The following is a 21,245-nucleotide window of genomic DNA, read 5'->3' as shown; positions in this document are numbered from 1 at the left end:
TTACCCCTTTAAAATATCGTTAAGTCTTTTAGAAATATATTGCCATTTATATTCTTTAATAGGTCCATACTTTTCATCATTTTCAATCATAGAAACTATTTTATTAATTCCATTTACAATCTCATCAACATTATTATTTACAACAATACATTTTTCCTTATTTTCTACTACATCTTTTATAGGATCATTTTCATCTCCAAGAATAACAAAAATAAGACCATCTGCTCCAAAATAATCATAGATTTTAGCTGGAATTTGTTTTGAATTTTTATTTCCAAATAATAATAATACTTCACTATTAAGCATGTATCCTAATGCTTCATCATAAGGAATTCTAGGCGAAACATTAACATTTTCAACATTCATTAACTTATTTTTTATTTCTTCATCATCAATATTCCCAAAGAACATAACATTTAATTTATTATATAGCTCAATATTATTTTCTTTAATATTATTTAATGCTCCTATAAAAGGATTAACATCTCTAAGCTTCGAGAAAATTTCTCCTGCATAAACAAAATTAATTTTATCTTTATTTATAAGCTTAGGTTTAGCATATTTTTTAATTTCACTATATTGCTTTTCATCATAACCTCTTGTTACTATGAAAGTTTTCTCCATAGGAATATTATATGAACTTACATAATCATCTCTATTTGCTTTAGTCACAAAAATAAATCTATCACTAAGTTCAACAATTTTCTTTTCAAATGAACCTTCAAATTTTCTTCTTGCCTTACTTATATTAGCTCTAGTTGAATCTTTAAGCCATGGATCGCTCCAATAAGTAACCCATGGTAAATCTTTAAATTCTTCTTTAATCTTAAGAGCACAAATATGACTTGATGGTGGTTCATGCATTGAAAACATAACATCAAAATTTTCTCTTTTTATCAATTCAATACCATATTTACTTGCAGACTTAGCCCAATTAAAATACATATCTGGTACAGCTACAATTGACTTACCCTTTTTAAGTAAGGTTTTTACAAAACTTTTATTGCTTTTAGCTACATTGACTACTTCTGTGTTAAGAGATTTCTTAGGCATTATTTTTTCAAATATTTTCCCACCAGAAATTATATGCATCTTAATTTTTTTATCTAACATACTTAATATATACTCATCATAATAAATTGAATTTTTAGGGAAATTTACAGTTAAAAGATGAACCTCATTTCCATCAATCTTAGCTAAATTATTTAAGTATTGTAAAGTTTCAATAGATGCTGAGTTATTAATTAATGGTGAATAGCACGCTATAAATAATATTTTCATATTTCCCTCCTAAATCCCTTTTTTAGATACTTTGTTTTTTATCATATCTATTACTTCATTAAATTCTTCAATTTTTAATATTTTACAAGCTATAAAATAAATAATAGCTCCTACTACACCATTAATTAAAATAGTTAATATTGCATTGTTTAAATTAATCATATTATTTAATAATGTAAGCACGAGAAGCATTATTATTGCTGATAATAATATTTTTAATAATTTTATTATCAGCGGAAAAACATCAAAATGTCCAACAAACTTTCTAGTAGAAATAAATAATAATATTGCTGTTACCATTGACTATATTGTGGAAGCTATTGCTACACCAAATATACCAAATACTTTTGATAAAGTAATACTTAAAATAATATTTACAACTACTCCAATTACTCCATTAATTGTTGTTATCTTAGTTTTTTGCATTGAAAATAATGATGAATTTAAAATATCTCTTACGCCTGTAAATGGCAGTACCAAAGAATAACCTAAAAACGCACTTGCTGTAATTCCTACAGCTACATCATTAAATTTACCTCTCTCATAAAAAGCACTTATAATTTCTTTGTTTAATAATATAAATCCAATAGAAATAGGTACTAACAACAAAGCAATTATAGAAATAGACTTTGTTAAATACAGAGAAAATCCTTTGTTATCCCCTTCATTTAATTTATTGGCCATAAGAGGATACATAACAGATACGATAGATGTTGTTATTGCAGTATTTGCAAAAACTATTATCTTTTGTGCAAAATCTAAACCACTAACAGCTCCATCTCCTAAAGATGATGCAACTTTCATATCAACTACCATATTTAATGAATTTGCACCTGAACCAATTATTACAGGTATAATTAATATTAATATTTTCTTTATTCTATCATCCTTAAGATTAATAAATAATTTAAATCTATATCCATGCTTATATAAAACTGGAAGCTGAACTGCAACTCTTAAAAAGTTTCCAATAACATTTGCAATAGTTAAGCCAACAATACTAATATCATTAAAGCATAATAAGTAAATTATCATTGGTGCATTAAAGAACATACCTAAAATTGAAGGAATAACAAAATCCTCACATACCTGTAGCATTGCAGTATAACATGCATTTATTGATAGAAATAAAAGGTTAAATAAAGTTATTCTTGTTAAAAAAACTGTAAGAGTAAATTTTTCTTCACTAAATCCATTAAACATAAAAGCAACTATTTGTTCTGTAAATACAAACCCTAAAGCAAAAGCAATTATTGAAATAACTAATAATATAGAAATAATATTATTAGAAAACTTAAACATTTCATCTTTATTCTTCTCATACTTAACTTTACTAAGCATTGGAATAAATACTGTTGATATTGCAAGCCCTATAATAGTAAAAACAGTTTCTGGCACAGATACCGCCGCTTTATAAGCATCAGTGTAAATACTAACACCAAACTGATATCCAACTAACATATCTCTAAATAGCCCTAAAAATCTACTTAGAATGCTAATTATCATAACTAAAAAGGCTGCTTTAAATATTTTGTTACCTTTCATTATTTATTACCTCTACTCTTTGCAACAGTCCATATAAACTTAGGAATACTTCCAAGTCTTTTAATTCTCCAAGGTTCTTTGGCAACTCTATAAGCCCATTCCATTCCTATATTAATCATCCACTTTGGAGCTCTATTTACCTTCTCAGCAATTACATCAAAGCTTCCTCCAACTCCCATATATATTTTACATGGAAGCTGATCCATATACTTTATAATAAATCTTTCTTGTCTTGGACATCCCATTGCAACAAATAATGCTAGTGGTTTTTTACTTTTTATATCTTCTAATATTTCTTTTGGATTATCTAAGTCAAAAAATCCATTATGATATCCAACAATATTAATTTTAGGATAGTCCCTCATTATATTAGCAGCACAATCCTTTAAATTCTCTTCACTTGCTCCTAATAAATAAATACCTTCTCCATTCTTTTCACACTCAGCAATTATTTTTTTCATAAGTTCAATTCCAGCAATTTTCTCTTGTACAGGAGTTTTTAAAATTTTTCCACTAATTTGTGTTCCAACACCATCAGGTATTATTAAAGAAGATTTAGATGTAAAATTATCAAATAACTCCTTATTATTTAACCCTGTATATAAAACCTCTGGATTTCCAGATACTATATGAACCTTATCATAAGAAAATACTGTCTTTACACACTTTTCTATATCTTCAGAAAAAATATTATATCCTAATATATCTATACTTTTGAAGTTATCTTTTTTCCCCATATAAACTCATCCTTCATTATCCTTTATTTATCATAGTATCTAATTGTTTAACTATTTCATCTTCCGGATTTAAATTTTTTGCTATATCTAAATGTAATTTAGCATTTTCTAAATCATTAAGATTTAAATAACACATTATAATATTAGTGCATATCTCAACATCTCTTGATGCTTCAAATGCTTTTTTAAAGTATTTAATTGCCTCTTCAAATTCACCAATACATGCATAGTTTAATCCAAGTTCAACTATAACTTCAAGTATTCCACTTTCTCTCTTTACACTTTCTTTTAAATAGTAAATAGCCTTATGATAATTCTCTAATTTTCTAAAAGCAATTCCTAAATAATAATAAATAAGTGGATTTTCTTCAAATTCTTCACCTAGTCTAAGTAATATTTCTATACTTTTAGCTGGATCTTCAGCTAATAATTCTATAGCATTTTCATAATCTGATATATTATTTATATCATTATTTATTATTTCAACTTCTGGAGTTACTTTTCCACCATTGTTAAAATACTCATTTATAGCAACCTTAGCGCCTTTAAAATCACCTTCATCTTTTAAAACTATAGCTTTATATAAATATGGTTCAGCTATTTTTAGCTTATTTGATATACAATAATCTATATCTTCAAGTAATATATCTTTAAAGCTACTTTCTTCTTCCTTAATAGTTTCCCCTACAAGTAATATTTTTTTCATAACCTCTAGGTCTTTAGAATATGTATAATATCCTTTTAATAAAAGATATGCATCTAAGTATCTTTTTTCTTCTATTCTCTTGCTTATAAGTGACTTAATGCAACTTTCAGTATCCTTTATATAATCTAATATAAGTTCATAATCATCATTAAATCTTAAATTTTCATCACTTCCTATAGCAATAAACATACCTTCTATAAAATAATATATTGGAAGATTCTTAATTTTTATTTCATCATTTATATTAGAACTAATATATTCAGAACTTATTGGCAAATATAAATCTTTATTTTTAAAAGTTACATATGATGGTATTCCTATATTTTCTTTAAATCCATCTTTATTCATTTCTAAAAATAATAACTTACCTAATCTTTCTTTAATTTTTACCTTATAATCCATAAGTTACACTCCTTTAGTAAATTATTTCATTATTCATAATACAGTATTAACATGAAACTTTCAAATTAAATACTAAAATAATAAAATGCTCCCTTCATAGTAACAGTTTTTATTATTTTAACTGTCTACTATAAAGGGAGCATATCAGTTTCCCGATAGCTTTTTCTTATATTATGCTAACTTTTCGTTAATTATTTCCATAACTTTTTCATTGAATCTTGCTAGCTTTTCTTCAGCATTTACTAAGCTTTCACCTTTAACAGCTGAGTAAATTTTCATTTTTGGCTCAGTACCTGAAGGTCTAACAACAAATGAAGAACCATCTTCTAATATATATTTTAATACATTAGACTTAGGTAAGTTAATAACACTTTCTGTATTATTAGTTAAGTTTTCTTCTTTACTTAACTTATAGTCAAGTTTTGTTACAACCTTAACTCCATCAACTTCTGTTAATGCAGTACTTCTTAAAGAATCTAAACACTTACCTATCTTTTCTTGACCTTCTTTTCCTTGTAATTCAATTGAAATTAAATCTTCCTTGAAGAATCCAATTCTATTGTAAAGTTCGATTAATGCTTCATAAAGGCTCTTACCTTGTTCTTTGTAGTAAAGAGTCATTTCAGCTATTAACATTGAAGCTATTACAGCATCCTTATCCCTAACGAATTCACCAGCTAAATAACCATAACTTTCTTCAAATCCGAATAAGTATTTCTTATCTCCAGCTTCTTGGAATTGTCTAATTTTTTCACCAATGTATTTAAATCCTGTTAATACATCCATGATTTCAACACCATAGTAATCAGCTATTGCTCTAGCACCTTCTGTTGTTACTATAGTCTTAATTATAACTCCATTTGAAGGTAATTTTCCTTCTTCCTTAAGAGCTGATAATATATAATCTGTTAATAAAAGACCTGTTTGGTTACCAGTTAAAACTTTATACTCTCCACTATTTTCTTTTACTACAACACCAATTCTATCACAGTCTGGGTCTGTCCCAAAAATAATATCTGGATTGCTTGTTTTAGCCATATCAAGAGCTAACTCAAAAACTTGTGGGTTCTCTGGATTTGGATAAGAAGCTGTTGGGAAGTTACCATCTGGCATTTCTTGCTCTTTAACTACTTCTACGTTTTCATATCCTAATTCAGCTAATACTCTTCTTACTGGCATATTACCACTTCCATGTATTGGAGTATATATAACTTTTAAATCTTTAGCATTTTCTTTTACTAATTCAGTTCTTATTGTAAGCCCTTTAACTTCTTCAATATAAGCTTTATCTACTTCTTCTCCAATATACTCTAAAAGGTTATCTTTTAAAGCATCTTCTACAGAAATAGTTTTTATATCTTCATAGTTTACTATACTATTAACTTCACCTATAATAATTCCAGCCTTTTCGTCTGTAACTTGACCACCAAATTCATCATAAACTTTATATCCATTATATATCTTTGGATTATGTGATGCAGTTATTACTATTCCACCTTGACAATTTAAATGTCTAGCTGTAAATGAAAGCATTGGAGTTGGTCTTAAGCTTTCAAATAAAAATACTTTTATATTATTTGCACAAAGAGTTAATGCAGCAGCTTCTGCAAATTCCTTTGACATATTTCTTGAATCATAGGCAATAGCTACCTTTGGTGATTCAAAAGATTTATTTAAATAGTTCGCAAACCCTTGTGTTGCTTTTGAAACTGTATATACATTCATTCTGTTAGTTCCGGCACCTATTACTCCTCTTAGTCCACCAGTACCAAAATCTAATTCCTTATAAAATCTATCTTCTATTTCCTTTTCATCACTAATATTTCTTAATTCATCTTTTATTGTTTCTGATATTACCTTCGAGTTTAACCACTCATTGTATCTCTCTTTATAATCCATATTATCCCTCCTAAACATTTTCAATAGTCTACACTTTAGTTATTATATACCAAACTAAAAAAAATTTAAATAAAAAAATAATAGATATAAGAAAATTTATCTATATCTATTATTTTTAGTTTATTTTTATTATTGTGCTACTTCTTTTGCATCGTCTTCTTGAGCTAATTCATTATTTTCTTCAACTGTTTTACGTTCATAACTTACTGAAGCAATAACAGAATTTAAATCATCTAAAACAGATATTTCAGATGCAACTTCTAAATCACCAAATTTATAAACTGATCCAACATTTCCTGTTCCAATATTAAAGTCAATGTATTTAGGTAATGCTTCTACTGAACATTCTACCTTTACACTATCCTTCTCCTTTTGCAATACAATTCCCTTTTTATTTAGATACTCTTCTCCTATATAGTGAATAGGAACTGATGAAACTATCTTATTCTTTCCTTTTAATTCTTCTAAATCTAAGTGAATTATTTTATTAGTAACAGGGTCTCTTTGTACTTCCTTTATTAACCCCTTATGAGTTTCTCCATCTAAATTAAATTCTAATACACCATGTTCTCCATTAACAGCTATTTCATGGCATAATTCTAATTCTCCAACTTCAAATAATAAGTTATTAATTTTCTTACCGTATAATACACCTGGAACCTTACCATTTCTTCTTGCTTTTTTTGCACTATTTGGAACATCTATAAGTCTTTTATTCATTTCTAAATTTGACACTTCACATTACCTCCTATAATTTTAAAATTCTCTTATGTATTTTTGACAGATATTATTGAATTTATACATTTGATTTACACCTTATCCATAAAAATATTGTTTTTTCAAAAAATTCTTATATGGTATAACCTATACAAATTTCATACTTTTATTATTTTTATCTACTTTAATTTTATATTTGCATATAATAATATTATCTTATATTACAATATAAGTATTAAATTACATTTTTTGCATTAAGATATAGACAAATTTTATTTTTATGATAAAATAATGTAGTGGTATACTAAATAATTAGTAAAGGAAGTGATTCTTATAGTAAAATGCCAGATAATAATTTCATAAAAGCGCCAGAACTTAAGTAAAAGGAAAACTCCTACCAGACGTAGGAGTAAGTTCGACCAACCAAATCGAAGATTATTGGTAAAAAGGAAACTCCTACTAGACGTAGGAGTAAGTTCGACCAACCAAATCGAAGATTATTGGTAAAAAGGAAACTCCTACTAGACGTAGGAGTAAGTTCGACCAACCAAATCGAAGATTATTGGTAAAAAGGAAACTCCTACTAGACGTAGGAGTAAGTTCGACCAACCAAATCGAAGATTTGGGGTCTCACTTAAGTTGACGAGGATGGGGAGAATCGAATTCTTCGGCGGGTGCCCCACGGTATCGCACTACCGTTAACGACTAGTAAAACTATAAAGTGATTTATAGGACAATCCTAGTTTGGTGTTAAAACCTTCATTGTGTTTTTTGATGTCCTAGTATTAGTATACCTTTTTTAATGCTAGAATATCTTGTCACAATAGAGATTAAATAAAAAAATAATTTTAAAATTGGAAGGAAGATTTATTATGTGCGGAATAGTTGGTTATGTTGGAAAAAGACAAGCGTCTACTTTATTAGTAGAAGGTTTATCAAAATTAGAATATAGAGGTTACGACTCTGCTGGAGTTGCAATTCTTAATAATGGAATTAATGTTAGAAAATTTAAAGGTCGTTTAAATAATTTAGCTAATAGCTTAAATGAAGCTCCTATTGAAGGTCATATAGGAATTGGTCATACTAGATGGGCTACTCACGGTGAACCATCAGATGTTAATTCACATCCTCATACTACAGAAAATGCTACTATTAGTGTTGTTCACAATGGTATTATAGAAAACTATATGAAATTAAGAGAATGGTTAACTTCAAAAGGTTATACATTCTTCTCTGAAACTGATACTGAAGTTATACCAAACTTAGTTGATTATTATTATGAAGGAGATTTATTTGAAGCTGTAGTTAAAGCAACTTCTAAACTTGAAGGAAGTTTTGCTATTGGAGTTGTTGCTAAAAATGAACCTGACAAAATAGTTGCAGTTAGAAAGGATAGCCCTCTTATTGTTGGTCTTGGAGAAGATGAAAGTTTTATAGCTTCAGACATTCCTGCAGTTTTAAACCATACTAGAGAAGTGTATCTTTTAGAAGATAAAGAATTTGCAATTCTTACTGAAAATGGTGTTGAACTTAGAAATGAAGAAGGTGAAAAAATAGAAAAACAAATTTATCATGTTACTTGGAATATAGATGCAGCTGAAAAAGGTGGATTTGAAGATTTCATGTTAAAAGAAATTCATGAACAACCAAAAGCCGTTAAAGATACTCTATCTGGTAAAATAGCATTAGGAAAAGAAATAACAATAGATAATATTTCATTTACTAAAGAACAGTTAGAAAACTTTGATAAAATCTATGTAGTAGCTTGTGGTACTGCTTATCATGCTGGAGTTGTTGGTAAAACAGTAATCGAAAAGTTTGCTAAAATCCCAGTTGAAATTGATATAGCATCTGAATTCAGATATAGAAATCCTATGATAACAAATAAAACTTTATTAATAGTTGTATCTCAATCTGGAGAAACTGCTGATACTTTAGCTGTTCTTAGAGATGCTAAGAATCAAGGTGCTAGAGTTTTAGCTATTACTAACGTTGTTGGTTCTTCTGTTTCAAGAGAAGCTGATGATGTATTTTATACTTTAGCAGGTCCTGAAATTGCAGTTGCTTCAACAAAAGCATATGTTACTCAATTAGCTGCATTTTATATTTTAGGATTATATTTTGCTTCATTAAAGGGTACTATGTCAAAGGATGAAATTGAAGAAATTAAAGGTGAATTATTAGAAATACCAAATAAAATTGAGAAAGCTTTAGGAATGAAGGATGAGCTTCAAAAATTTGCTTCTTCTCACTATAATCATAAAGATATGTACTTCTTAGGAAGAGGTCTTGATTATGCAGTAGCTATGGAAGGTTCTTTAAAACTTAAAGAGATATCTTATATCCATTGTGATGCTTATGCTGGTGGAGAATTAAAGCATGGACCTATTGCTTTAATAGAAAAGAATACAGCTGTAATTACTCTTTTAACTCAAGAAGCTTTAAAAGACAAAATGATTAGTAACGTAAGAGAAGTTTCTACAAGAGGTGGAAATATATTTGCAGTTGTAAATGAAGGTGATACTACTTCAAAAGAAGTTGTTGATTCAATAGTTTATATTCCAAAAACTATTGATATATTAACTCCACTTGTAAGTGTTGTTCCTCTTCAATTAATTTCTTACTATATTGCAAAACAAAAAGGTTGCGATGTTGATAAACCAAGAAATCTTGCAAAATCAGTAACAGTTGAATAATAAACAAATAGGATACACATTTGATGTGTATCCTATTTTTAATTAAAGAGTTCTTTGATTTCATCAGCACTTAGTGAACTTAAGAATCCACCATTAGTATAATTTCCACTCATTATTTTATTTATTATTTCCTTCTTACTTTCCTGAAGTTTTATTATCTTTTCCTCTATACTTCCTTTTGCAATAAGCTTAATTACTTCCACAACATTTTTTTGACCAAATCTATGTGCTCTATCCGTTGCTTGGTCTTCAATTGCAGGATTCCACCATGGATCAAAATGAATTACTACATCAGCTGATGTTAAGTTAAGACCTGTTCCCCCAGCCTTTAATGAAATTAAGAATATTTTTATCTTATCTGATTCATTAAATTCATTAACTAACTGTACTCTTTCAGATGCCTTAGTTGAACCATCTAAATAGAAATACTCTATTCCCTCTGCTTCTAATACTTTTTTTATACTATCCAGTACAGATGTAAATTGTGAAAATAAAAGCATTTTATGCTTTTCTTTAATAAAGTTTTGTATAAGATCTACAGCAACATCTATTTTACCACTACCTCCGGTATATCCTTCTATTAGTATAGATGGATCTAATGTAAGCTGCCTTAATTTAGTTAAATAAGAAAAAATAGTTATTTTATCAGTTGTAAAGTCTTTTTCTTTCATTTTTACCTTAACATCATCTACATATGCCTTATATACTTTCTTCTGTTCTTTTGTCATTTCAATTAAGAATCTCTTTTCAATCTTCTCTGGCAACTCACTCATTACATAATTTTTTAATCTTCTTAATATAAATGGTCTAATAAGTTTTTTTAGTTCTTCAGAACCTTTATTAACCTTTATAAACTTATCTTGGAACTTTCTCTTAGAATATAAGTATCCTGGTAAAATGTAATCAAATAACGACCATAACTCAATTAAATTATTTTCGATTGGCGTACCTGTTAATGCAAATTTTACTTTTGCTTTTAACTCTTTAACTACCTCACTACTTTGAGATAATGGATTTTTAATATTTTGTCCTTCATCTATTATACAAAAATCAAAAGTTATATCATCATATAGATTGTAATCATTTCTCAATGTTCCATAAGTAGTTATTAATACATCTATATCTTTTATTTCCTCTTTAGTAAATTCTCTCTCTTCTTTATTTCCATGAACAACCTTTATTTTCATAGTAGGTGCAAATTTTTCAAATTCACTTCTCCAATTGTATATTAATGATGTTGGAGTAACTATAATACTTTTTTTATTTTTTTCTGATAATAAAAATGCAATAGTTTGTATTGTTTTTCCTAATCCCATCTCATCAGCTAATATACCACCAAACTCATAATGGCTTAATGTTTTAAACCACTTAAATCCAGTTAATTGATAATCTCTTAAGGTTGCTTTTAATTCTTTAGGAACTTGATAATCTATTTCTTCTAAATTCTCTATCTTATTTGCAATATGTTTTACAATATCTTTTCCTTCAATAAATAATAAACTATTATCTTTTAAACACTCATTTAAAAATATAGATTTGCTCTTATGAACTTTTATTTCATTAGATTTTACATTAGTATCATCACTTAAACTATCAACAAGATTAAATAAATTCCTAACCTCTTCATCTCTAAAATCAATAAAACTCTCATCTTTTAATTTAAAGAATTTTCTATTCTCTTTAAAGGCTTCAATTATCTTCTTATATTCATCTTCATTTACATTTTCAATATTAAAAGTAAAATCTAAATAATTTCCACTACCTTCTGAAATTGCTGCATTAATAGATGTAGCTCCATAAATTCTTCTTTCCTTAAATCTATCTGAATAAAATATAGTAGCTTTTTCTTTTAAGTCCGTTAAATCTTCAGAAAGCAACTCAAAAAGTTTTTCATCATTACCATTAAAAATAAACTTATCATTATTTCTATAAAATGATAGATTATTTAGCACATTTTCAATTTTCTCTTCTTCATTTATATTTCTAATTACATATTCATCATCTTTAGGACCTTTTAACATATTAAAGCTTATATCTCCATAACTCGCCTTAACCTCTGCCCAAGTTTTATTTCTTTCCCTATCAAAATAAACTTCTAATTTTAAATCTTCTCTAATTATATTTCTATTTAAATCTTCATCAATATATATATCATCACTTATAAGTTCTAATAATGGTATTACCTTGTTTATTACCTTTTGTTTATTCTTATTTTTAAATGAAATACTACTTTCCTTACTTAAAATATCATTTATTGACTTATAATATTTTATTTGTTTAAAAGTAGGAAGATATAATTTACTATTATATAAATAAACATCACCTTTATAAGTCATAGGTTTTGGTAACTCCTTAGTAGATGATAGCTTTATTTCATTATCTTCTTCTTTTATATTAAATTTTATAGGTAAATCTTCTCTTAATATATCAACACCTTCAATTACATCATCATCATCAGTTAATGAAATACTTTCATTTTTAATATTATTTAAAAATCTTCTTAATGCACTCTGCGGAATAAATAATGTTTTATTACTTCCAAAAACATTATTAGTAATTCTTTGTATCGAATACTCCTTTTCAAATGGTTCATTTAGAGATACATACTCTTCGATAAAATTTAGAACTCTCTCATCATCATCTGAAAAATAATGTATTGTAGGATCATATTTAAATTCTTTTCCATAAGACAATATTTTATTATTTTTTCTAGCATTTATTAAATCTACTATATTCTTTACAACATAGTATCTCTTTGTTCCTATCCTTAAATCTAATTCATAATAAAAATTACTTTTACTCAGACTTTTTTTACTAATATTTATTTTTAAATTAACTTTCTCCTTTTTATGTCTAATAATTTTATCTATTTCTTTTAAAATAACTTCAGAATAATCTATCTCTTCATTCTCAGCTATGTTTTTACAACAATCATTTTTTAATTTCTTCTTTTCTTCTACAGCTTCTGCAAATTTATAAAATGTAGCACCAATATGCTTACATATGTATGTAGAGTTAAAATCACAGTTATTTTCAAAGTCACTACAATTACATTCTGTATAAATTAAATCACCTTTTTTTATGTCAAAAGATAGGTTTGTATTATAAACACTAATATCACTTTCTGACATTACTTTGCCATAAATATCTAAAGAGCCATATTCTCTATCCGCCATAGACTTAACATCTAATACTAATGCTTCCTTATAACACCTCATCCCTCTGTGTAGACGGTTATTTATATCCTTTTTTATTATTAAAGTATTTAACTGTGTTACGTCCAATTTTTCCACCTCATTAAATGAAACTATTTATTTTATAAATATATCTTCTTAGCTTTTTATAAGCAAATTTAAGCTATTAGCAAAAAAGCCACTAATAAGTATTTTACCACAATAATCTATTCTTCTTAAAACAAATCTTAAAACAAAAAAATAATCTATTGAATTAATATTACCCAATAGATTATTTTTATCTCTATTTTTTCAAATTTATAATATTTCCTTATATTGTTCTTCCTTGAATCCTACTAATACTTTGTCTTCACATATTAAAAGTGGTCTTTTAACAAGCTTTCCATCTGTAGCAAGTAGTTTTATCATTTCTTCTCTAGACATATCTTTAATTTTATCTTTTAGCTTCATTTCTTTATATAAAACACCTGAAGTATTAAAGAATTTTTTAATTTCTAATCCACTTAAATCTATCCACTTTTCTAATTCTTCTACTGTAGGATTATCTATAGTTATGTCTCTATCATTAAAGGTTACATTATTTTCTTGTAAAAACTTCTTAGCTTTTCTACAAGTAGTACATTTAGGATATTGTAAAAATAATTTTTCCATAATTATCTCCTTTTAAATTATTTTTTATAATTCTATCATAATTATTATGTAATAGTAAATATTATCCCATAAATTTTTCTAAATAATGATTTATTTTTTAATATTGTATATAATAAATACAATATTACTTTTATAGTAATATATTTATATATTATAACTTAAGGGAGTGAGTATTATGAATAATTCATATTCTATTAACAATAATTCATTTACTACTATTAGTAATTTAATAAATAAAAGAGATTTTTCCTCAGCCGAAAGCTTATTAAATTCCTATATAGATAAAAATGCTGATTATCATTATCTTTATAGCCTCCTATTAGAAAAAAAGGCTTGGTTTGATGAATCTTTAAATCATCTAAAAATAGCAGTTTCTCTTTCTCCTAATAATACTTTATATAAAGAAAGCTTAATCACTTTAATGCGTAGACATAGACACTACTCTGATGACTATTATAATAATGGTTACAGAAGACGTAATCGTGGTTGTGCTTGTTGTTGCTGTGATGACTGTTGTTGTGACTGTGGTAACTTTAGCTGCTGCGATTTAATATGTTTAGATCAATGCTGTGAATGTATGGGTGGAGATTTAATTGATTGTATTTAATATTCAATTCTATTAATTCATATGAATCACTTATTTAAAGTACTCTGAATATATTATAATAATTCAATAATCTTTTCTAAGGAGATTTGTTTATGAACCCTTATAAAGTGCTTGGCATAAGACCAAATGCTTCATTGGATGAAATTAAAGATGCTTATGAATCATTGGCAAACACCTATAGTATAAATGATTTTAATGGTTCTCCTGAAGAACCACTTGCAGAGGATAAACTTTCAGAAATAAACGAAGCTTATACAATATTAAGTAACAATTTTAAGTATAAAGATATAAGAAACCTAATTGAAAACAAACAATTTTTATCAGCAGAAACACAGCTTAATCTAATATCTGATAAAACTTCACCTGAATGGAATTATCTAAAAGGTTTTGTATTATTAAAAAAAGGATGGTTTCAAGCTGGCGTAAATCATTTAAAGACAGCTGCAGAATTAAACCCTAATAATGAGGAGTATCAAGAAGCTTTAATGGTACTTGTCAAAAAGGTTAGAAAGATGAAAGCAAATTATGCTAGAACAATGCAATATAACAGTGCTAATAATAACAATAATATGTGTGGTGGTGGTGGCCAAACAAACAACATGTGTGGCGGTTCTGGCAACGGTGGTGGAATAGATCCTAACATTTTAAATATGTTTATGAACGCTAATGGTGGTAATCCTATGGGTGGTGCTAATCCTATGAGTGGTGCTAGTACTAACTCTACTAATGGAATGAACGCTGCAAATAATGCTGCTAACAATGCTAATCCTATGGGCAATATTGCTAATATGATGGGTGGTGGAAATCCTATGCAAAACTTGCTTATGCAAAGCTTAATGGGCGGCGGAAACGGAATGAATATGTGTGGTAATTCTGGTGGCGGCGGAATGTGCTAGTATCTGTTTAAATACTTTTATCTTAATAAAGGAGAAGTTTAATGTTTGGCTATGTTACACCTCTTAAAAGCGAACTGAAGTTTAAGGAATTTGAATACTTTAGAAGCTATTATTGTGGATTATGCAATGAAATTAAAAGAGAATATGGTAATATTCCAAGATTTTGTTTAAATTACGATTTAACCTTTATAGGATTTTTATTAGATGGACTTTACAGTAATCCACTAATCTTTGACTCCATTAAATGCTTAAGACACCCTAATAGGAACATTATAATAACAAAGCAGACAAATGCTTTAAATTATTGCTCTAATTTAAGTGTACTTCTTTTTGATTATAAACTAAAAGATAACATAAAGGATGACAAAAGTGTAAAAAGTAAACTTTTTAAATTTCTCCTTTCTTCATCTTCCAAAAAAAGCTTACTTGAATTAGAAAATATCTCCAATAAAATATCAAATAATATAGACATCTTATCAAATCTTGAGAAGTCAAAAAAATTTTCTTCTTTAGACGAAATCACACATCCTTTTAGTGATATAATGGGAAGTATTTTAAGTAACTTCCCTTATAAATTTGAAGAGGATTCTGATATATTACGTGAAAATCTATATAGCCTTGGATATTTTATTGGAAAATGGATTTATTTAATAGATGCCCTTGATGATTTGAAAGATGATCTTAACACTAATAATTTCAATCCTTATAATGTATTATTCAATTTAAATTCATTAAACTTTGATGAATTAATTTTATCATGCATTAATGAAATTGATTTCTATATTTCAAATTGTCTTGTAAATTGCAGTGATTTTCTTAAGGCTATTCCTTTTAAAAAACATTATAGCATTATTGATAATGTAATAAACTTAGGAATGATCAATAAATACTATGAAATTTTAAATAAAATACCTGCCATAGAAAATAACAAAATAAATACCAGTAGCTAAAAAGCTACTGGTATTTATTTTATTTACTATATGCTGTTATATCTTTCTTTGTATCTAAAATTGCATTTCCATCTTTATCAAGATCAAATAATGATGTTACTGTAACCTTTGTTATGTCACCCTTTAAATTTTCTATCTTTGCTATAAAATAATTTCTTGCCTTTTTCTCTATTTTTTGTGGCTCTTCTACTATACTTGTAAATGTTCCTTCTGTTGTCTCTACTATAATTTCAGTTTTTTCGTCTGTTGTACCAAAAACATATGAATTACTAGTATCATTATATAAATTAACTCTTATTAGTGCTCCATCAAATTGAACTGCCTCTTTAGCTAAATTTAAATTCAATTCTTTTTCTTTACTCATTGGAACATCAAATTCTATACACTCAGTAATACCATCTGGTGAAACCGACCATCCATTATCTTCTTTTATTAATGCATATACATAATCTTCTGTAGTATCCTCATCATCTACTACCGCTGAAATAGTTACTACTGCTTTTTTTAAATTTTCATTTACATCTTCTATACTTTTTACTGTTGAAGATTTTATATTTAAATCTTTTCTATTTTTTTTCATTACCTTTATTATTTGATTTGCATCATATCCAATATAATCTATATATTCATTTGAATATAACTTAACCATTTCTTCTACATTATTCTCTAAGTTATAGGTATTAAATAAATTAATTGCCTCTTCTGGTGTATTTGCTCTAACCATTTCAACCTTCTTAGTACATCCCAAAGATAAAAAAGCAAAAATCGATAAAATACTTAAAATTCCAAATATTTTCTTCATAAAATTTCCTCACAATCTATAATTTCTCTTAATAAGTATATATCATATTTTAAAAATTTCATCAATATTTGCATAACTTAGTTTTCAAATTGTTTAAAACCTCTAAATGATTATCATAATCTTTTATTACACCCCTTATATCATTCATTATGCTTTCTTCCATATTTTTATTTTCTTCCATAAATTTATTTGCATTTTTTATTCCCATATTCATAGCTTTTATTGCATGTTCGCACACTTCAGCATCAGTATCAACAGGTATAAGTTTTATTCTTTCAAAGGCTTCTGCTATATTTCCCCTTATACCTAGTGAATCACTTGCATTTCCTCCTAACTTTTCTATTCTATGAGTTATGGCTTCTTCATGTATCTTAAATGACTCTATAATTTCTCTTAATTTACCTTTAAGTTCTAAATTTTGTGCTTTATCTAAATAATCCTTAAAGGTAGCCCCTCCCATATGAATTCCTGTTAGAAACTTATTTAATTCTTTAACTATTTTTTCACTCATTTTTATCACCTCTAACCTTTTTACATTATTTTTCCCATTTTTGAAAATAATATTTATAAAAACTTAAAAGCTATGCAAAATATTTTGCATAGCTTTTAAATTAATCTAAATCTTTGATATAAAATCCCTTATTATAAACTTCTTTATCATACTTAATTTGAAGGTTATTACAAGCTCTAACATCTTTTTTATTTACAACAAACTTAATTCCTTCTATTACCTCTTCAACGTCTTCATCACTCTTAAAATCACAATATAATTCATAAGCTGGTCTACCACAACCATAGAAAACCTTTATTCTTATATACTCTTCCGAACTTTCATTTACTAAATCTTTTAGAGCTTTTTTTGCTTTTTCATCAAACTTTAATTCCATGATACTACTCCTTTTTACATAAAATAAATATATTTTATATTATATATGAAATTATTATATATTAAAACACTATAACTATTTATTAATATAATTAAAATATAAACTATGTATAAAAGTAAAGACCCCTTAATAAAATAAATTATACTTTACTAAAGAGCCTTTTCTTATTCACTATTTACCTAAACCAAATTCACTATGAAGTAATCTTACTGCTTCAGGAACTTTTTTAGTATTAATTAAACACCAAATAGTCATATTTGAATCTGTTGTTTGTAATACTTCAATATCATTACTTGTTAGAGTATTTATTATTCTTGCCATAACCCCTGGAACTCCATTCATTCCAGCACCAACAATAGCTATAGTACTACAATCTTCAATAGTTGTATACTTAATTTCAGCTTTACTCATTATCTCTGAAAGTTTATCTTTTTCAGTAGCATCAATAGTGAACATTTGATGTTCTGGGAAAATGTTTATTAAATCTAAACTTATATGATTTTTAGCTAATAATTCTAAAAGATTTCTATAAGATCCTTTACCTTTATTATCGGATAATCTTACTCTTACCTGAATTCTATTATTTAAATGAGTTATTCCAGAAATCAATCTCTTTTCTTCTTCTGAAACATTACTCTTAATCATAGTACCCTTTGAATCATTCATAGTATTCTTAATAACTAATGGTACATTTCCCTTTTTAGCTAAATCAACAGCTTTTGGATGAATAACCTTTGCGCCTTGATCCGCTAATTGGAATACCTCATTATATGTCATTTCATTTATAAGAGATGCATCCTCTACCATTCTTGGATCTGCTGTCATTATACCATCAACATCAGTATATATATCTATTTCTTTGGCCTTTAATGCAACTCCTAATATACATGCAGAAGTATCACTTCCACCTCTTCCTAAAGTTGTGAAAAAACCATCTTTAGTAACTCCTTGGAATCCTGTTACTACTGGTACTTTTCCTGACTCTAGAATTTTTATTATATTATGAGTATCTACATCAATAGCTTGTGCATCAGTGTGGACACTATTTGTTATAATTCCTGCTTGACCTCCAGTTAGCGGAACTGCAGTTATTCCATGCTTATATAAATCATTACATAATACTACTGAACTTATTATTTCTCCACAACACATTAATAAATCTTGAGCACTTTTGTTATTATTTTTAAAATTATTATCTACAAGTGATAATAGGGTATCTGTTGCATATGGCTCTCCCATTCTTCCCATAGCTGAAACTACTACTACTGGTTTTAATCCACTTTCAATTGCTTTCCCTATTTTTTTTATTACTTGTTTTCTTCTTTCCTCTGTAGATACAGATGTTCCTCCGAACTTTTGCACTATTATATTCAAGGAATCTCCCCCTTAAGTTTTTTAAGCTCTCGCTCTTTTTATCTTTCCTTCCTCAGCAGAGATTACTATGACATTAGTTCCAACTTTTGTTACACATTCCCATGGTATTTCAACATATTCTTTGCTACCAAAGAAGCTAAACTTATTTGCACTAATACCAACAACCAGGAATTTAAGATATCCTTCTTCGTCAATTATAAAATCAATATTTTGAGCGCTATCATACTTTTCTGCACTTTCTAAGTTAAAAATTTCATATCTTTCTAACTCACTTAAGTTTCTAAGTTGACTTTCTGGCTTTTTTTCGTAATATTCAAAATCCTTCATAATAATTACCTCCTTGTTATACATAATATTATGCATTCAATAAGTAATATATTACTTTACATATACTATAAAAATCCAACTAGCGCTTTCCTCTCCTTAAATAATATATCAACTATAGGCCAAACTTACAATATAAATTTTTCATCAGTAGAACTCTTATATGCAACTTTAGAGTTATTTATAATTGAATTTAATTTATCAGCTTCTATACCTTGCCCAACAAAAGCAGTGCTTATTATTCCTGGCTTAAAGCATCTCTCCAATACATAGTTTATGTCATCATTATCTATTTTGTTAATTCTCTTAATTACATCTTCTTGTGTTTTAATTTTATTTTGTAATAAGAAACATTTTGCATTAGCAAACATTCTAGATGAAGTGCTTTCTAAACCTAATATATAACTTGCTTTAATTTTTTCTTTATTAATTTCTAATAATTCTTTACTTATACCTTTATTAGCAAAATCATGTAAATGCTCATTAATAACACTTATGGCCTTATCACAATACTTATTACTTAATCCTGTGTATATATTCATTGTTCCAACACCTAGATAAGGTTGCATATAAGAATAAACACTATAACATAATCCTAATTCTTCTCTAACCTTTTGGAAAAGTATTGATGATGCACCGCCACCAAATATATTATTTAATAATACTAATGAATAAGATTTATCATCAGCATATGGTAATCCATTTAAACCTAGATTTATATGAACTTGCTCTATTTGTTTTTCTGTATACTTACTATCATGCTTTAATATAATAGATTCATATGTTGGATTATATATATCATCTTTACTCCACTTTCCAAAATACTCTTCAATAAGCTTTCTTAATTCCTTTTCATCAAACTTTCCACAAATACTAAGTACAGAGTTATAAGGCGTATAATGTGTTCTAATATAATCTTTAATCTTCTTTCTAGTAAATGATCTTATTCTATCAGGTGTACCTAAAATAGGATATGATAAAGAATTATCTCCGAAGATAGCTTCTGAATGTATTTCATCTAATACATCTTCTGGATTATCTTGACTCATATTTATTTCTTCAATAACTACACCTTTTTCTTTTTCAATTTCTTCTTCATCGAATTTTGAATTTAATATCATATCAGAAATTACGTCTAGACATAAATCAACATGAGTATTTAATGCTTTTATATAATAACAAGTAGTTTCTTTACTTGTATAAGCATTAATTTGTCCACCTATATTTTCTATTTCTTGTACTATTTCCTTTGCACTTCTTTTATCTGTCCCCTTAAAAAACATATGCTCTATAAAATGTGAAATACCATTAACATCTTTACTTTCATTTCTTGAACCATTTTGAACCATTATTCCTACACTTATAGAATTAACATGCTCAATATATTCTGTTACAACCCTTAAGCCATTATCTAATGTATATAAATTAAACATATTTACCTCCATTTTTTATCGATTTGCTTTTAGTTTATTTTAATCTTATCATATTTATTCTATATAGTAAAAAAAGTGGCTTTCGCCACGCTCCCTTCGGGAATTTAATTTATAGTATGCCAAAAAGCATAGAGCTAATAGTAG

19 protein-coding genes are annotated in these 21,245 nt (G+C 27.1%); 4 read left to right on the top strand and 15 right to left on the bottom strand.

Going from position 1 to position 21,245, the window contains the following annotated elements:
* The 7 genes from I2E98_RS05780 to I2E98_RS05755 form a co-directional block, all read right to left on the bottom strand.
* The gene (locus I2E98_RS05780; protein ID WP_195468019.1) at positions 1–1,281 is read right to left on the bottom strand and encodes a glycosyltransferase; all 1,281 of its coding nucleotides are present in this window, start codon (positions 1,279–1,281) and stop codon (positions 1–3) included.
* Between the two features lie 9 nt (positions 1,282–1,290).
* Complete coding sequence (locus I2E98_RS16300) at positions 1,291–1,581, bottom strand: hypothetical protein (RefSeq protein WP_347708016.1); 291 nt, start codon at positions 1,579–1,581, stop codon at positions 1,291–1,293.
* 3 nt (positions 1,582–1,584) lie between these two features.
* Positions 1,585–2,826, bottom strand: coding sequence for a murein biosynthesis integral membrane protein MurJ (murJ, locus tag I2E98_RS05775; RefSeq protein ID WP_347708015.1), 1,242 nt, complete (start codon positions 2,824–2,826; stop codon positions 1,585–1,587).
* Positions 2,826–3,563, bottom strand: coding sequence for a WecB/TagA/CpsF family glycosyltransferase (locus tag I2E98_RS05770; RefSeq protein WP_195468018.1), 738 nt, complete (start codon positions 3,561–3,563; stop codon positions 2,826–2,828). Before I2E98_RS05770 ends, murJ begins: the two co-directional genes overlap by 1 nt.
* 16 nt (positions 3,564–3,579) lie before the next feature.
* On the bottom strand, positions 3,580–4,671 hold the full coding sequence (locus I2E98_RS05765; RefSeq protein ID WP_195468017.1) for a hypothetical protein: 1,092 nt from the start codon (positions 4,669–4,671) through the stop codon (positions 3,580–3,582).
* Between the two features lie 171 nt (positions 4,672–4,842).
* Positions 4,843–6,570 (bottom strand): phospho-sugar mutase, encoded by a 1,728-nt coding sequence (locus I2E98_RS05760; RefSeq protein WP_195468016.1) that lies wholly within the window; start codon positions 6,568–6,570, stop codon positions 4,843–4,845.
* Between the two features lie 129 nt (positions 6,571–6,699).
* On the bottom strand, positions 6,700–7,305 hold the full coding sequence (locus I2E98_RS05755) for a 50S ribosomal protein L25 (protein WP_195468015.1): 606 nt from the start codon (positions 7,303–7,305) through the stop codon (positions 6,700–6,702).
* An 854-nt stretch (positions 7,306–8,159) separates the two neighbouring features.
* On the opposite strand from I2E98_RS05755, the gene glmS reads away from it, so the two are divergent.
* Complete coding sequence (glmS, locus tag I2E98_RS05750; protein WP_195468014.1) at positions 8,160–9,983, top strand: glutamine--fructose-6-phosphate transaminase (isomerizing); 1,824 nt, start codon at positions 8,160–8,162, stop codon at positions 9,981–9,983.
* Between the two features lie 38 nt (positions 9,984–10,021).
* On the opposite strand, the gene I2E98_RS05745 is transcribed toward glmS, so the two are convergent.
* Complete coding sequence (locus tag I2E98_RS05745; RefSeq protein ID WP_195468013.1) at positions 10,022–13,201, bottom strand: DEAD/DEAH box helicase; 3,180 nt, start codon at positions 13,199–13,201, stop codon at positions 10,022–10,024.
* A 273-nt stretch (positions 13,202–13,474) separates the two neighbouring features.
* Positions 13,475–13,828 (bottom strand): arsenate reductase family protein, encoded by a 354-nt coding sequence (locus I2E98_RS05740; RefSeq protein ID WP_195468012.1) that lies wholly within the window; start codon positions 13,826–13,828, stop codon positions 13,475–13,477.
* A 175-nt stretch (positions 13,829–14,003) separates the two neighbouring features.
* Between I2E98_RS05740 and I2E98_RS05735 the strand changes: the two genes are divergently transcribed.
* The 3 genes from I2E98_RS05735 to I2E98_RS05725 all read left to right on the top strand — a co-directional run bounded on the left by I2E98_RS05735 (position 14,004) and on the right by I2E98_RS05725 (position 16,281).
* Entirely contained in the window at positions 14,004–14,435 is a 432-nt protein-coding gene (locus I2E98_RS05735; RefSeq protein ID WP_195468011.1) for a molecular chaperone DnaJ, read from the top strand.
* A 92-nt stretch (positions 14,436–14,527) separates the two neighbouring features.
* The gene (locus tag I2E98_RS05730) at positions 14,528–15,331 is read left to right on the top strand and encodes a J domain-containing protein (RefSeq protein WP_195468010.1); all 804 of its coding nucleotides are present in this window, start codon (positions 14,528–14,530) and stop codon (positions 15,329–15,331) included.
* Positions 15,332–15,372: 41 nt separating this feature from the next.
* Complete coding sequence (locus tag I2E98_RS05725) at positions 15,373–16,281, top strand: DUF5685 family protein (RefSeq protein ID WP_195468009.1); 909 nt, start codon at positions 15,373–15,375, stop codon at positions 16,279–16,281.
* Positions 16,282–16,300: 19 nt separating this feature from the next.
* On the opposite strand, the gene I2E98_RS05720 is transcribed toward I2E98_RS05725, so the two are convergent.
* The 6 genes from I2E98_RS05720 to I2E98_RS05695 all read right to left on the bottom strand — a co-directional run bounded on the left by I2E98_RS05720 (position 16,301) and on the right by I2E98_RS05695 (position 21,101).
* Positions 16,301–17,083 carry a hypothetical protein gene (locus I2E98_RS05720; RefSeq protein WP_195468008.1) on the bottom strand — a complete coding sequence of 261 codons (783 nt, stop codon included), beginning with the start codon at positions 17,081–17,083 and terminating at the stop codon, positions 16,301–16,303.
* Between the two features lie 61 nt (positions 17,084–17,144).
* Positions 17,145–17,594: a DUF2383 domain-containing protein gene (locus I2E98_RS05715; protein ID WP_195468007.1), complete on the bottom strand. Its 450-nt coding sequence runs from the start codon at positions 17,592–17,594 to the stop codon at positions 17,145–17,147.
* 100 nt (positions 17,595–17,694) lie between these two features.
* On the bottom strand, positions 17,695–17,970 hold the full coding sequence (locus I2E98_RS05710; RefSeq protein ID WP_195468006.1) for a hypothetical protein: 276 nt from the start codon (positions 17,968–17,970) through the stop codon (positions 17,695–17,697).
* A 171-nt stretch (positions 17,971–18,141) separates the two neighbouring features.
* Positions 18,142–19,344: an aspartate kinase gene (gene dapG / locus I2E98_RS05705; RefSeq protein WP_195468005.1), complete on the bottom strand. Its 1,203-nt coding sequence runs from the start codon at positions 19,342–19,344 to the stop codon at positions 18,142–18,144.
* Between the two features lie 21 nt (positions 19,345–19,365).
* The gene (locus tag I2E98_RS05700) at positions 19,366–19,671 is read right to left on the bottom strand and encodes a YlmC/YmxH family sporulation protein (RefSeq protein ID WP_195468004.1); all 306 of its coding nucleotides are present in this window, start codon (positions 19,669–19,671) and stop codon (positions 19,366–19,368) included.
* Between the two features lie 125 nt (positions 19,672–19,796).
* Positions 19,797–21,101 (bottom strand): pitrilysin family protein, encoded by a 1,305-nt coding sequence (locus I2E98_RS05695; RefSeq protein ID WP_195468003.1) that lies wholly within the window; start codon positions 21,099–21,101, stop codon positions 19,797–19,799.
* Positions 21,102–21,245 lie beyond the last annotated feature (144 nt).

The organism is Clostridium sp. D43t1_170807_H7, from assembly GCF_015555905.1.
In the GTDB taxonomy this organism is placed as follows: domain Bacteria; phylum Bacillota; class Clostridia; order Clostridiales; family Clostridiaceae; genus Clostridium.
The sequence above is the reverse complement of the archived record's forward strand: the minus strand, read 5'-3'. Positions and strand labels throughout refer to the sequence as shown.